Genomic DNA, 14,493 nt, shown 5'->3' with positions numbered 1-14,493 from the left:
GCCGTTGCCGCCGTTGCCGCCGTTGCCGCCGTTGCCGCCGTTGCCGCCGTTGCCGCCAGTATCGACCGCGCCCGCCGCCTGCTGCGCGAGCGCCTCGGCCGCGATCACGCCGTAGCCCTGCATCACGTCGCGCGGAATCGCTTCGTAGCCGTCGTACGACGTATCCGACACCACGTGCCAGCCGTTCGCGTCCGCGAGCCGCGCCGCATGGACGACCGATTCGTCGTAGTTGCCGGCGATCCGGACGATCCGCGCGCCGTGCGCGGCGATCGCGCGCTCGCGCTCCCCGTCGACGTGCGCGTGCAGCACGATCACGCAGCGGCAGCCGATCGCGCGCGCGGCGGCGGCCAGCGCGCGGCCGTGGTTGCCGTCGGTCGCGCTGATCACGGTCAGGTCGGCCAGCGACGCCGCGTAGCGGCCCGTAATCAGTCCCTGCGGAGCAAAATCGGCGTCGCGCCGCAGCCGCTTCACGAGCCGCATCAGCGCGATCGGCGCGCCGAGGGCCTTGAAACTGCCGAGCGGCGAGCGACACGCCTCGTCCTTCACGCTGATGCTCGCCACGCCGAGCCGCGCGGCGAGGTCGGGCAATGTGCGCAGCGGCGTGCGCGCGGCGCCGACGAGCGGCCAATGCGCGAGCCACGCGCCGCTCTCGTCGGCCGCGGCGATGTTCATCACGCGGCGCAGCGTGTCGGGATAGTCGGTGCGCGACGCGCGCGGGTTGGCGATCAGCATGGCGGAAAGGGCTCGGGAAAGGGGCCGTACGGGCGGCCCGTCGGTGGATGCGGTGCGGGCGCATACGGGTTGCGCTCGCCGTCGGTCCGAAAATAATATTGCGCAGGCCGGTCAACAAAATCGCCAATTCGGCGGTCCGGACGCAAAAAATTCTCATTTTTCGAGGTCGCCCGCGCCATCATGCCTACCCCACTCGATGCGTTCGATCGCAAGCTGCTGATGGAAGTCCAGCGCGACGCACATACGCCGCAGAACGAACTCGGCGCGCGCGTGAACCTGTCGACCGCCGCCGTGAACCGCCGCCTGCGGCGGCTCGCGGAAGACGGCGTGATCGCGCGCTATACGGCCGTCGTCGCGCCGGAGAAGGTCGATCATCCGCTGACGATCGTCGTGAACGTCGAGGTCGAGAGCGAGCAGATCGACCAGCTCGATGCGATGAAGCGGACCTTCGAGCGCTGCCCGCAGATCCAGCAGTGCTACTACGTGACCGGGGAATGGGATTTCGTGCTGATCCTCGCCGTGCGCAACATGGATCAGTACAACGCGCTCACGCGCGAGCTGTTCTTCGCGAACAACAACGTGAAGCGGTTCAAGACGCTGGTGAGCATGAGCCGCGTGAAGGTGGGGCTCGAGGTGCCGGTGGATCTGGGGGAGTGATTCACCAATTCCAGAAACAGCATCGCTATCTCAGTGGGCTCCTTCACCATCAGGTTTGGCGGCCGCGGCCCATTGCTGGGGAATGAGATCCCACATCGGCCGGTTAATGCTGCGAACCTTCGGCGAGGGATGCGCCGATGTAACTACCCGCAGGCCCAAGGACTTCATGAACGCTTCAGCGTTGCTGGCCTTTCGTCCCACCAGAACGACCGTTTTCAGTCGTGGCAACAGGGCGACGAAATTCTTCAGCTCCGCGAATCCTTCGCGGCACTCTGCCGAGCTTACCTTGATCGTTCCATTCCAACCGGGGACGATATTCCAGATAACAGTCCTTCTTCGGTCGATGTTTGCTTCGGCCATGAAGCGAAAGGTGGCCTCGGCAGTCGGATCATCATTATCCCGTGAGATGAATCCCGAGCCATGACGCTTGCTCGTTCTTGAAGTCATCGGCCCGGGCTTCTCAAACAGAAAGAGCAGGTCCGCTTCGACTCCGCCATCCGCCGGGTCAAAGTCTTGAAACTCCCATGTCGGATGCTTTGCACGGAGCGACTCAACATAAGCGGTCAGTGGTTCAACATGGGGTTCGTTGAGCATCATGCGGCGCGCAATGACTGCCTCCGAGTACTTCAACGTTCTCGGTGTATTGATGTAGTCCATCGTTAGATTGGGCAAGAGATTTCGCATTAGCGCGCGCCGCCGGCCAGCGAACCAAAAAACGTCGCGACCTTCGCCTTGCTCGTCGTCTGCAGTCGCGACATGAGTCCGTGATCGACCTGCCGCAGCCCGTACGTCTCGCCGATGTCGCGCTGCATCCGGCACCACAGATGGCTCGCGATTTCCGCATCGACCATCGCGCGGTGAGCCCGACCCGACTGCGGCAGGCGCAGCATGTCGGCCAGGCTCGAAAGCCGGTGGCTGCGCGCATCCGGATAGATGCGCCGCGCGACGAGCATCGTGCACGCGAACGCATGGTCGGCCGCCATGCCGAGCATCCCGAGCTCGGCCTGCCAGAAGCGCTTGTCGAAACCGGCGTTGTGCGCGACGACCGGATGGCTGCCGACGAATGCAGCGGCTTCCTTCATCACCTTCGACACCGGCGGCGCCGACGCGATCATCTCGTTCGTGATGCCGGTGAGTGCGACGACGTCGGACGGAATGCGGCGCCCTGCGTTCATCAGGCTCTGGTAACGGTCGACGATTTCGCCGTCGCGCAGCAGGATCACGGCGATTTCGGTCGCCCTGTCTCCCATATTCGGGGATAGCCCGGTTGTTTCGAAGTCGAGTACCGCTACGGTTTGCATGGTCGAATCGGAGGAAAGATACGTGGCGGCGCACGTCGGTCCGGACGTGTCTCGCCGACGCGAAAGCGCCACAGTGTATCTCCGGATGCCGCGTCGGGCGGCAAACGCGACCGTCATGCGCGGCGCAGCGCCGTTTCCATCCGGACGGACCGGCGCGCTCGCTCCTCCATCCGCTTTCGAACCGCGGCGAATGTACCGGCGCTTCCGCGCGTCGGTACATTCCCGTTGCCTACATCAACGACAACTGAAGCTCGCCGCCGAATTCACGTCGCCCGAGCCGTTGTAGCGCGCGACCTGCGGATACGGACACAGCGGACGCGTGCGCCCCGCTCCCCACGACGTCGGCACGTCGGCATTCGGCACCGCGTTGGTCGTGTCGCGCGCGGCGGCGACGATCGCCACAGGCGCCTGCCCCTGTTCGACCCACGCGACGAGCGGCGTCAGCATGTCGAACTGGTCGGTGGCCGGCCCGCCCGAGCAGTGGTTCATCCCCGGCACCGGATAGAAGCGCGCGAAGCTCGACGCATCGCCGCCGTTCGCCTGCGCGAGCCGCGCGTACCAGTCGGCGGTGTCGTTGAACGAGAACACCGGGTCGCCGGTGCCGTGATAGACGAGCATCTTCGCGCCGCGCGACTTCAGCGTGGACAGGTTCGTCTCGTCGGGCGGCGTCATGAACGACCACGACGATTGCGTGTAAGTGCCGTTCGTCGCGAAGATTGCCGGCGCGTCGTTGTCCATGTCGAAGCCGAGCGCGAAGCCGGCGAGGTTCGCGAGCGTCGCGGCGGTTTTCGGCGGCGTCATGAACGTGAACGCCATCGCGGCCGGGTCGAGCGTGACCGAATTCGACTGCTTCCACGCGGCCCAGCCGGCGCCGGACATGCCCGGATCGTACGGAAAGCTCGCATAGAGCGCCGTGCCCGCGCTGTTGCGCGCGCCCGCGAACACGTTCTCGAGTGCGCTCTTCTGCGCGGTCGTCAGGCACGCGCCGGTGCGCGTGCCGTTCGCGCAGGTCGGGATGTCCGTGTCGACGCTGAAATGCGCCTGGCACGCGGCGACGTCCTGCACCATCCCGTCGGTCGCGCCGTCGAGCGCATCGCACTTGTCGAGAATCTTCGCGCCGACGAACCGGCGTTCGGTATCGGTGAAACCGCTGCGGATGTCGGGCAGCCCGTTCGTTCCGGTCGCCGACGCGATCTTCGCGAACTGTTGCGCGCCGTACATTTCGCCGATCGCCGCCTTCGGCAGATGAAACCCCGGATCGCCGGCGATGATCCCGTCGTAGTCGCCCGCGTTGCGCACGGCGGTGACCATCGCGTGACGGCCGCCGTTCGAGCAGCCGCCGAAGTAGCTGCGGTCGGGCGTCTTCCCGTAGGCAAGCCGGATCACCTGCTTCGCCATCGGCGTGAGCGCGTCGACGGCGCCGTAGCCGTAGTCGAGCCGCGCCTGCGGATCGAGGCCGAACAGCGGATTCTGCGCGGCGCTGTGCCCGGAATCCGAGCTGATCACGGCGAAGCCCTGGTCCAGCGCGTCGGTCAGCGGGCCGCCGCCGCCGATCTCGCCGGTCGCGGTCACCACGTTGCCGTCGAGCCCGCCGTTCGCCTGGTAGAAGAAGCGGCCGTTCCACGCCTTCGGCAGGCGCATCTCGAAGCCGATCGCGTAGGTCTTGCCGTCCACCGCGCTCACGCGCTCGTTCATCTTCCCTTCGATCACGCAGTGCTCGGCGATCGGCTTGCCGGCCACTTGCAGCGCGCCGGCGGCCGCGGTCGTCACCGACGTGAACGACGTGTTCGCATACGCAAGCTTCGCGGCGAGCGCGTCGCAGGTTTGCGCCATCGCGGCCGGCGTCGCGGCGCTCAGGTGCGTCGGCGCGGAGCTGACCGAATCGTCGCCGCCGCAACCGGCGAGCATCGCGGCGGCAGACAGCGGCGCGATACAAAGGAATGCAGATTTTCTGTTCACGATAACTCCCGTTCAGTTCGTCACGCCGCTGGATCAGAACATGTGCCGCACGCCGACCATCGCGCCGAGCTGCCCCATCCCTGCGCCGGGCGTCGTGCCGGCCCCGCCGCCGCTGACCGCGTAGCGTGCATGCGCGCTGTTCCACAGATACGACGATTGCGCGTAGACGGCTGTGCGCTTGGTCAGCAGATAGGTCGCGCGCAGCGTCGCCATCGTCGCGCGCGTGTCGTGCGCGCTGTTGACGATCCGGTAGCCTTCGCCGTCGACGACGAAATCGGGCTTCACCGCATACGACGCGCCGACGAAGAACAGGTCCGAATGCGCGCCGGGCGCCGCCGGCGAACCGGTCGACACGCGCCGCCCGATCCAGCCCGCGCCGATCCGTGCGCCGGCCGCCTGCGCATAGGCGCTGACGTGCGTGCGCGCGTCCTTGCCGCCGCTGCTGGTGAATGCGACGGGCGCGATGCCGTCGAAGAAGTTCGCGGCCGCGCCGGTGCCGCCGCGCTGTTCCTCGTACGACGCCGCCGCGCCGAAATACGCGCTGTCGTACTTGAGCATCACCGACCAGTCGCGGCACTGGGTGGCATCGCCCGGCACCTGCCCCGCGCACGTGCCCTGCCCCGGCGAGTTGCCGGTACCCGCGCCGTCGCGGCCGAACGAATACGCGGCGCCGAACGTCACGCCGCGATACGTGCCGACGTAGGTCACCGCGTTGTCGGTGCGCCCGTTCGGCACATACGCATCGAGCGAGCCGAGCCCGTAGATGTCCGGGCCGATGATGTCGGCGCCCTGCAGCGCGAGGTACGTCATCGTGTACTGGCGGCCGAACGCGACCGTGCCGAAGCCGCCCTTCAGCCCGACGAACGCCTGCCGCCCGAACAGCCGGCCGCCCTGGCCGAGATCGCCGCCGCGCACGTTGAAGCCGCTTTCGAGCGTGAACACCGCCTGATAGCCGCCGCCGAGATCCTCGGTGCCGCGCAGCCCCCAGCGCGACGGCAGCTCGCCCGTCACGCCCGGCATCCGCACGACGTGGTCGCCGGCTGCGTTCGCGTGCGACACGAACTCGACGCCCGTATCGATGATCCCGTACAGCGTCACGCTCGACTGCGCGTGCGCGCCCGGCGCGGCGAGCGCGCAGCACGCGCCGGCGGCCAGCAGGCCGTTCCTTGTCTTCGTTTTCATGTCGTTGCGTCTCCAGACCGTGTTGAATTGCGCGCTCTGACGGCGCGCATTGAAAAAAACGAAACGTCAGTCGCCGGCTTGCGGACAGCGAATCAGCACGAATGCGGCGAAGGCCGCGACGAGCGTGACGGGAATGCTCGCGCCGATCACGACGGGCGCGCTGCGGCCCGCGGCGAGCAGCGTCGCGGCCGCGAGCGGCCCGACGACGGAGCCGAGCCGGCCGACGGCCACCGCCGCGCCGACGCCGGTGCCGCGCATCGCGGTCGGGTAGTAGATCGCCGCGAGCGCATACAGCACCGACTGCCCGCCGACGACGAACATCCCGGCTGCGAACGCGGCCGCCGCGAGCGAGCCGAAACCGGGCGCTGCCGCGAGTGCGGCGAGCGACAGCACGATCCCGACATACATGCCGCCGACCACGCGCGACGCGCGCATCCGGTCGAGCGCCGCGCCGATGCCGAGCGCGCCGAGCCCGGCGCCGACGTTGAACGCGATCTGCACGAGGCCGACGTGCGCGCGATCGAGCCCGCGCGAGGCCATCAGCGACGGCAGCCAGTTCAGCAGGAAGTACAGGACGATCAGCGTGCAGAAGTAGCTGACCCACAGCGCGACCGTCGACGTCGTACGGCCGTCGCCGAACAGCGTGCGTGCGACGCTGGTGCGCGCGGTCTGCGTGCCGGCGACGTCGAGATAGGCGCGCGATTCCGGCAGGCACCACACCAGCAGCGGCACGAGCAGCAGCGGCCCCACGCCGCCGACGTAGAAGATGTGCCGCCATTCGGTGTCGCCGGCGAGCAGCACGCCGATCAGCGACGCGATCACGCCGCCGAACGGAATCCCGCAGTACATCGTCGCGACCGCGCTGCTGCGCGAGCGCGGCTCGACCGCTTCGGACGACAGCGCGATCAGGTTCGGCATCGCGCCGCCGAGGCCGATGCCGGTCAGCACGCGCACGACGACGAGCATCGCGAACGTCGATACCTGCGCGGTGGCGATCGACAGCAGGCCGAACAGCGCGGCCGATGCGATCAGCACGCGCTTGCGGCCGATCCGGTCGGCGAGCCGCCCGCCGAGCATCGCGCCCGGCAGCAGCCCGAAGGTGCCCGCGCTGAACGCGATGCCCATCTGCGACACGGACAGCCCGAATTCGCGCGCCATCCGCGGCGCGGCGACGCCGACCGACTGCAGGTCGAGCCCCTCGAGGAGTGCGATCGCGAAACACAGCGCGAGCGTGGTCGCGACCGTGGGTTTTTCGGCAACGTAAGTGTTCATGTCTCCAGTCCCATGTCTTGAAGTCGGTCGGCCTGCAACGGCCGCCGCGCGCCGCCGCCGGCCAGTGGCGAATCGGCGCGCGAGGTGTCGTATGAACGGTCGCCTTATCAGGCAACCTGATTCACTGGCCGCAAGAATGCCTGCCGGTGTCATGGCCGGCCGGTCGTTGTGCCTGCTGGGTTGCTGCCTGGTGCTGCCTGGTGCTGCTTGCCGCTTACTGCTCGCTACCGCTGCGTGCTGCCGGTGCGTAAATCACGTCCGGATCGCGCCGCGCCGGGTCGTACAGCGCATCGATCGTCGCCGCGCGATGCTTCTGCACGGCCGCCTGGTTCAGCGAACCCTTGTCGGTCACTTCGCCGAGATCGAGCGACGGCGGCGTGTCGATCAGCCGGATCCGCGCGACGAACGTCGAACCGCCGCTCGCGTTCCGGTTGAGCGCGGCGAGCCACGCCGCGAACGCCGCCCGCACGGCCGGCGCGCGCAGCACGTCGGTCACCGACGCCTCTGCACCGAGCCCCGCGAGCGCACGGCACGCATCGACGCGCGGAAACACCAGCAAGCCGATGTCGTCGCGATTGATGCCGGTGACGACGACGTCCTGCACGTACGGCGCGCCGCTCGACACCGCGTTCGCACGCAACGGCCCGACGCTGACGAACGTGCCGCTGCTCAGCTTGAAGTCCTCGGTCAGCCGCCCGTCGAACAGCAGCCCGAGTTCCGGCCGCGCCGGATCGGCGAAGACGCCCGCGTCGCCGCTGCGGTAGTAGCCTTCGTCGTCGAATACGTCGCGCGGATCGACGTCCGCGTGCCAGTAACCGCGCATCACGTTCGGCCCCTTGAAACGCAGTTCGTGCTTGCCGCCGCACGGCACGAGCTTCGCATCGCAGCCGGGCGCGGGCAGCCCGATATAGCCGGCGCGCATCAGCGGCCCCGTCGTGAACAGGCACGACGGCGACGCCTCCGTCATTCCGAGGCCGGCCATGATCCGGATACGCTCGCCGCAATGCGCTTCGGTCACGCGGTCGAGCCGGTCCCACGCAGCCTGCGACAACCCCGCGCCGCCGAAGAAATACAGCTTCACGCGCGAGAAGAACGTGTCGCGCAGCTCGGCATCGCGTTCGAGCGCCGTGGTCAGCTCCTCCCATCCCTTCGGCACGTTGAAGTAGATCGTCGGCGCGATCTCGCGCAGGTTGCGCACGGTTTCGTCGAAGCGGCCGGGCATCGGGCGGCCGTCGTCGATATACAGCGTGCCGCCGTTGTACAGCGCGATGCCGAGGTTGTGACTGCCGCCGAACGTGTGATTCCACGGCAGCCAGTCGACCAGCACCGGCGGTTCGCGCGTAAGTTCCGGCATCGTCTGGCGCAGCATCTGCTGGTTGCTGCACAGCATCCGGTGCGTGGTCGGCACGGCCTTCGGCTGCTTCGTCGAACCGGACGTGAACAGGATCTTCGCGAGATGATCGGGGCCGACCGCGTCGTGGATCGCGTCGATCGTGCGCGGGACGGTGGCGGCGAGGCGCGACAGCGGTATCGCGCGGCCGTCCGCATCGGCGGCGGCATCGGCATCGCTTGCGACGATCAGCGCCGCATCGGCCGGCAACGTCGCGTCGAGCGCACGCGCGAACGGCGCACGTTCGGCGACGAACACCGCGCCCGGCCGCAGCACGCCGAGCGTGTGACGCAGCTTGCCGTAGTCGGTCGACACCAGCGAATACGCGGGTGAGATCGGCGAGTACGGCACGCCGGCCAGCATCGCCGCGAACATCATCTGCAGGTGCTCGAGATCGTTGCCGGACAGCACCGCGAGCGGACGCTCGGCCGACAGCCCGAGATCGACGAGCCCCTGGCCGAGTGCGCGGGCGCGCTCGAGCATCTGCGCGTACGTGATCTCGATCCAGCGGCCGTCTGCGCCGCGCCGCGCGGCCAGCACGCGGTCCGGATGCGCTTGCGCGCCGCGCACGAGGCAGTCGGTGATGCGCGTCGGGTAATCGCCGAGCGGTTCGCGCGAGCGCAGGTACCAGGTGCCGTCGTCGGCGCGGCGAATCTCGGCCGCGCCGACCGCGACGGCGGCCGCGCGATAGCGCACGGCGTCGGCGTGTTGGGCGGCCTGAAGCGGCGCCTTCTCTGCATTCATTGTCGGCTCGCTTATATCGGGTAGTGTCGCGGTGCGGTCTGCACGGTGATCCAGCGCAGCTCGGTGAATTCGGCGATCGATGCGCGGCTGCCGAAGCGGCCATAGCCGCTCGCCTTCGTGCCGCCGAACGGCATCTGCGCTTCGTCGTGCACGGTCGGCCCGTTGATGTGGCAGATCCCCGATTCGATCCGGCGCGCGACCGCCATCGCACGCGCGATGTCGCGGCTGAACACGCTCGCCGACAGCCCGAATTCACTGTCGTTCGCGAGCGCGACGGCTTCGTCGTCGCTGTCCGCGCGCAGGATCGCGACGACCGGCGCGAACGATTCTTCGCGATACAGCCGCATGTCGGGCGTGACGCCGTCGACGATCGCCGGCTGCATCGTCGCGCCTTCCACACGGCAGCCGAGCGGCAATTGCGCACCATGCGCACGCGCATCCGCGACCAGCGACGCGGCGCGCGCGGCGGCGGCCGCATCGACCATCGTGCCGAGCGCGTGGCCGGCCTGCGGATCGCCGGCGACCAGCGCGCGGGCCTTCGCCGTCAGCCGTTCGACCAGCGCATCGGCGATCGGCCGCGCGGCAATCACGCGCTCGGTCGACATGCAGATCTGCCCCTGGTTGAAGAACGCGCCGAATGCGATCGCATCGACGGCTGCATCGAGATCGGCATCGTCGAGCACCAGCACCGGCGCCTTGCCGCCGAGTTCGAGCAGCACGGGCTTCAGGTGCGCGGCCGCGTGGCGCGCGATGATGCGGCCGACGTGCGTCGAGCCGGTGAAGTTGATCCGCTTCACGTGCGGATGCGCGATCATCCGTTCGACGAGCTCGGGCGCATCGGCCGCGGCATGCGTGATCACGTTGACCACGCCCGCGCCGAGCCCCGCTTCGTCCAGCACCGTGCCGATCAGCGTGTGCACGCCCGGACATGCTTCGGAGGCCTTCAGAACCACCGTGTTGCCGCATGCGAGCGGCATCGCCAGCGCACGCGTGCCGAGAATCACCGGCGCGTTCCACGGCGCGATGCCGAGCACCACGCCGCACGGCACGCGCATCGCAAGCGCGAGATTGCCCGGTACGTCGGACGGGATCACGTCGCCGTCGATCTGCGTCGTCATCGACGCGGCCTCGCGCAGCATGTTCGCCGCAAGCGTCACGTTGAAGCCGAGCCAGCCCGGCGTCGCGCCGGTTTCGGCCACTCCGGTCGCGATGATCTCGTCGATGCGCGCGTCCATCAGGTCGGCCGCCTTCAGCAGCCGGCGGCGCCGCTCGGTCGGCGCGAGCGCCGCCCATGCGGGAAACGCGCGGTGCGCGGCGTCGATCGCCGCGTCGGCGTCGGCCACGCCGGCCGCCGGCGCGCGCGACGCGAGTGAGCCCGTCGCGGGGTTGAAGCGGTCGAACGTGCGGCCGTCGCGGGCCGTGCACCACTCGCCGCCGATCAGCATCCGTCTGTCGGTCATGTCGTCTCCTGCCTTGCCTGTCTGTTGCGATTACGCCGGCGATTGCGCCGGCGGCTGCTTTGGCGCTTGTCTCAGCGCTTGTATGCCTGCAGACCCGGCTTGATCGTCTTGTCGTCGAGGAACTGCTTCAGGCCCTGCTCGCGGCCGCGCTCCGGGTCGCGCAGCTGCGCCTGGTCGAGCTTCGCATACAGGTAATCCTCGCACTGCTCCCACGTGAGCTCGCGCGAACGCTTGAAGCCGTGCTTCGCCGCGCGCAGCACGACCGGGTTCTTGTCCATCAGCCGCGCGGCGAGCGCGATCGTCGCGTCGCGCAGGTCGGCGAGCGGCACGCTGCTGTTCACGAGGCCCATCTCGGCCGCTTCCGCGCCGGTGAACGTGTCGCCGGTCATGATGTAGTGCAGCGCGCGGCGATGCCCGACCGTATCGGCCATCGCCTTGCTGACGAGGTTGCCCGGCGGGATGCCCCAGTTGATCTCCGACAGCCCGAACACCGCATCGTCGGCCGCGATCGCGAGGTCGCACGCGACGAGCGGCGAGAAGCCGCCGCCGAAGCACCAGCCGTTCACCATCGCGATGGTCGGCTTGTTGTACATCCGCAGGCGGCGCCACTGCCATTCCGACGCGTCGCGGCGCACCTTTTCCTGCAGTGCGTCGGAGCCGCCGTCGATCTCGCGGAAATATTCCTTCAGATCCATGCCGGCCGTCCACGCGGCGCCCGCGCCGGTCAGCACCAGCACCTTCGCCTCGTCGTCGAACTCGATCGCGTCGAGCACCTGCAGCATTTCCTGGTTCAGCGTCGGGCTCATCGCATTGCGCTTTTCCGGACGGTTCAGCGTCACCCACGCGATGCCGGCCTCCACTTTCACTTCAACGGTCTGCCAGCGGTTGTCGTACTTGCTCATGTCGGTTCCTGTCGTTCGTTCCTGTGCGATTCGGTGCGCAGCATTCCTGCTGCGGACGGCTTCATTTAATATCAGGCTACCTGATATTGCAAGCGACATGAGCGCCGGTGTAAACCCGGAGCGGAAAGCGGAGAAAGCGCTGCGGAAATCGGGGAGCGGTCGGGGACCGCCGACGGCACGGACCAAGTGAGCGCGGGCCTGGCGGGCCCGTATCGTGCGAGTTCGGGAAGAGATCAGCCGCGCAGGTTGCGCGAGAACAGTTCGAGCGCGCGCTGCACGTGCGCGGCGTCGTCGGCGGAGATGTCGCCGAGCATGCGCGCCTCGAGCGGGCGCAGCACGGCTTCGCATTCGCGCAGCATCGCCGCGCCTGCGTCGGTCAGCGTCAGCAGGATGATGCGGCCGTGCGACGGGTCGGCTTCGCGCGTGACGAAACCGCGGGCGGCCATCACGCTCATCACCTCGTTCGCCGATTGCGGCGTGATCCACGAGCGCTCGGCCAGCTGCGCGTTCGACGACGCGCCGCGCGCCTCGAGCACCGACAGCGCCGTGTATTGCGCGAGCGTGATGCCGAGCGGCGCGAGCGCGTCGGTCATGTGACGGCGCAGCAGCCGGTCGAGGCCGCCGATCACGTAGGTCAGGCGCTGTTGCACGCGCGCCTTCGGCTTGTCGCCCGTCGCGCGGGCGTTCTTCGCGGTGTTCTTCGGATTCGCGGACTTGGTCGGTGCGGAACTCATGGTGCGGGCAGGATGGAATTGCGGGCCATCTTACCAGCAGGCGGGGAGATGAACGGGGTGTTCGGCGAAGCGGGCAAGCCGCCGTGCGCTGTCACAGGTGCGGCGGATCGCGGGCCTGACCGCGAGGACCGCCGCGTCGGCGGACTCCCATGAACGGGAACCCGTATGCGACTACGCGAGTCAGCCGCGCAGCCTGCCCGCGAACCGTGCGGTCGGCAGCCCTGCGTAGCGCGTGCGGGCGACGAACACGCCGCCGGCATCGGCATCGGTCGCCAGCGCATCGTCGCTCAATCCGATGCGCGCACTCGTCACGTACAACCGCCCTTCGCCATCGATCGCAACGCAACTCGGCTGTGCGGTCGGCACGTCGACGCGATCCGTCTCGACGCCGTCCGGCCCGTAACGCACCACGCGCCGCCCGCCCCACTGCGCATTCCACAGCCCGCCGTCGCGATCCGTCGTCGACCCGTCCGGGTCGCCGTCCGCATCGGTCAGCCGCGCGAACGGCCGCACGTTGGCCACGTCGCCGCCCGCGCGGTAATCGCAGACGAGAATCTCGCGCACCATCGAATCGCAGAAATGCATCTTGGTGCCGTCCGGCGAGAACGCGATGCTGTTCGCGATCGCCGCCGCCGGCAGCGCAAGCCGCTCGAGCGTGAGATCGGGATTGAGCCGATAGAACGCGCCGATCGCGCGCGGCGGATCGTCGCCTTCGTCCTTCATCCCGAACACGAACGCGCCGAACGGATCGCAGCGGCCGTCGTTCAGCCGCGTCGGCAGATCGGGCTCGACGTCGACGATCCGTGTGAACGCGCCGCTGCGCAGGTCGAAGAACGCGAGATGGGTCGCGAGCCCGACGAGCAGCACGTCGGGATCATGCGTGAGCGCGAAGCACGCGAGCCGCTCGGGCATCGGCCACTGCGCGACGTCGGAGCCGTCCGCGCGGCAGCGCCGCAGCTGCGCGCCTTCGATGTCCGTCCAGTACAGCGCGTGCGTCGCGTCGCACCACGTCGCGCCTTCGCCGAGCGTGTTGCGGCTGTCGACCAGCAGCGCCGCCGCCGTGCCCGGTTGAGTCTGTTGCATGCCGTCTCCCGATATTCGTCGTCAATGCAGGCGGCCGCGCGTGGGTCGAAGTCAGATCTTCATCGCGCGCCGCTGATTGCGACGATACTGGTCGAACAGCACCGCGAGCAACAGAATTCCGCCGCGTATCAGATATTGGTAAAAGGTCGGCACGTTCAGCAGGCTCATCGCGTCCTGCACGGAGCCCATGATCAGCACGCCGACCAGCACGCCGGAGATCGTCGCGACGCCGCCCGTCAGCGACACGCCGCCGAGCACGCACGCGGAGATCACGCCGAGTTCGAGGCCGACCGACGTCTTCGGGTCGCCGAGGCTCATCCGCGACGCGAGCATCACGCCGGCGAAGCCGGTCACGAGCCCCTGCAGCACGAACACCGTGATCTTGATGCGCATCACCGGCAGCCCCGCGAGCAGCGCGGCCTCGCCGTTGCCGCCGACGGCCAGCACGTTCTTGCCGAACACCGTCTTGCGCAGCAGGAAGCCGAACACGACGAAGCCGACGATGTTGCTCCAGATCGGATACGAGATGCCGAGGAACGAGCCGCCGCCGAGATCGAAGAAGCGCTCCTCGGAGATCATCACCGCGTCGCCGTTCGACGTGATGAAGGCGAGCCCGCGCACGACCTCCATCATCGCGAGCGTGACGATCAGCGAGTTGATCCGCCAGCGCGCGATCAGCACGCCGTTCACGAGGCCGACCGCGCCGCCCGCGAGCACGCCGGCCGCGATACCGAGCACGACGCTGTGCGTCGCGGTGATCAGCGTCGATGCGACGACGCCCGAGAACGCGACGATCGACGCGACCGACAGGTCGACTTCGCCGAGCGCGAGCACGAACATCATCGTCACCGCGATCGAGCCGATCAGCGTGACCGACAGCAGCAGGCCCTGGATGTTGCGCGGCGTGAGGAAGTCCGGCACGGTCAGCGACAGCACCGCGAACAGCACGAGGAACACCATCACGATGCCGGAGCGGTTGATCAGCTGCCACATGCCGCCGCGCGCGCGCGCGGGCGTCGCCGCTGCGGCGGCATCCGGGGATGGAGAAGTACGTTGGGGTTGCATTGCCTGGCTCAT

At 68.5% G+C, this 14,493-nt stretch carries 13 protein-coding genes; 1 reads left to right on the top strand and 12 read right to left on the bottom strand.

What is annotated here, in order from left to right; genetic code table 11:
- Positions 1-732: pyridoxal-phosphate dependent enzyme (locus Q3A80_RS31055; protein ID WP_446332602.1), on the bottom strand; the 732-nt coding region annotated here is incomplete at its 3' end.
- A gap of 180 nt (positions 733-912) precedes the next feature.
- Here Q3A80_RS31055 and Q3A80_RS31050 point away from each other — a divergent pair.
- Complete coding sequence (locus Q3A80_RS31050) at positions 913-1,389, top strand: Lrp/AsnC family transcriptional regulator (RefSeq protein ID WP_446332601.1); 477 nt, start codon at positions 913-915, stop codon at positions 1,387-1,389.
- Positions 1,390-1,419: 30 nt separating this feature from the next.
- Here Q3A80_RS31050 and Q3A80_RS31045 read toward each other — a convergent pair whose 3' ends face one another.
- The 11 genes from Q3A80_RS31045 to araH form a co-directional block, all read right to left on the bottom strand.
- On the bottom strand, positions 1,420-2,046 hold the full coding sequence (locus tag Q3A80_RS31045; RefSeq protein ID WP_446332600.1) for a uracil-DNA glycosylase: 627 nt from the start codon (positions 2,044-2,046) through the stop codon (positions 1,420-1,422).
- Between the two features lie 26 nt (positions 2,047-2,072).
- A complete protein-coding gene (locus tag Q3A80_RS31040; protein WP_446332599.1) occupies positions 2,073-2,690 on the bottom strand; it encodes a 3'-5' exonuclease in 618 nt (205 codons plus the stop codon).
- A 234-nt stretch (positions 2,691-2,924) separates the two neighbouring features.
- Positions 2,925-4,649 carry a tannase/feruloyl esterase family alpha/beta hydrolase gene (locus tag Q3A80_RS31035; RefSeq protein WP_446332598.1) on the bottom strand — a complete coding sequence of 575 codons (1,725 nt, stop codon included), beginning with the start codon at positions 4,647-4,649 and terminating at the stop codon, positions 2,925-2,927.
- Between the two features lie 33 nt (positions 4,650-4,682).
- The gene (locus Q3A80_RS31030) at positions 4,683-5,831 is read right to left on the bottom strand and encodes a porin (protein ID WP_446332597.1); all 1,149 of its coding nucleotides are present in this window, start codon (positions 5,829-5,831) and stop codon (positions 4,683-4,685) included.
- Positions 5,832-5,897: 66 nt separating this feature from the next.
- Entirely contained in the window at positions 5,898-7,103 is a 1,206-nt protein-coding gene (gene mhpT / locus Q3A80_RS31025) for a 3-(3-hydroxy-phenyl)propionate transporter MhpT (RefSeq protein WP_446332596.1), read from the bottom strand.
- Positions 7,104-7,317: 214 nt separating this feature from the next.
- Entirely contained in the window at positions 7,318-9,237 is a 1,920-nt protein-coding gene (locus Q3A80_RS31020) for a feruloyl-CoA synthase (RefSeq protein WP_446332595.1), read from the bottom strand.
- A gap of 11 nt (positions 9,238-9,248) precedes the next feature.
- Complete coding sequence (locus Q3A80_RS31015; RefSeq protein ID WP_446332594.1) at positions 9,249-10,697, bottom strand: aldehyde dehydrogenase; 1,449 nt, start codon at positions 10,695-10,697, stop codon at positions 9,249-9,251.
- A gap of 71 nt (positions 10,698-10,768) precedes the next feature.
- A complete protein-coding gene (locus tag Q3A80_RS31010; protein WP_446332593.1) occupies positions 10,769-11,599 on the bottom strand; it encodes a p-hydroxycinnamoyl CoA hydratase/lyase in 831 nt (276 codons plus the stop codon).
- A 233-nt stretch (positions 11,600-11,832) separates the two neighbouring features.
- Complete coding sequence (locus Q3A80_RS31005) at positions 11,833-12,333, bottom strand: MarR family winged helix-turn-helix transcriptional regulator (protein WP_446332592.1); 501 nt, start codon at positions 12,331-12,333, stop codon at positions 11,833-11,835.
- Between the two features lie 180 nt (positions 12,334-12,513).
- Positions 12,514-13,416 carry an SMP-30/gluconolactonase/LRE family protein gene (locus tag Q3A80_RS31000; RefSeq protein WP_446332591.1) on the bottom strand — a complete coding sequence of 301 codons (903 nt, stop codon included), beginning with the start codon at positions 13,414-13,416 and terminating at the stop codon, positions 12,514-12,516.
- A gap of 51 nt (positions 13,417-13,467) precedes the next feature.
- The gene (gene araH, locus Q3A80_RS30995) at positions 13,468-14,493 is read right to left on the bottom strand and encodes an L-arabinose ABC transporter permease AraH (RefSeq protein ID WP_446332590.1); all 1,026 of its coding nucleotides are present in this window, start codon (positions 14,491-14,493) and stop codon (positions 13,468-13,470) included.

Source organism: Burkholderia sp. SR8, from assembly GCF_052851275.1.
Note: the sequence above shows the minus strand (reverse complement) of the source record. Positions and strands in the feature narration are given on the sequence as shown.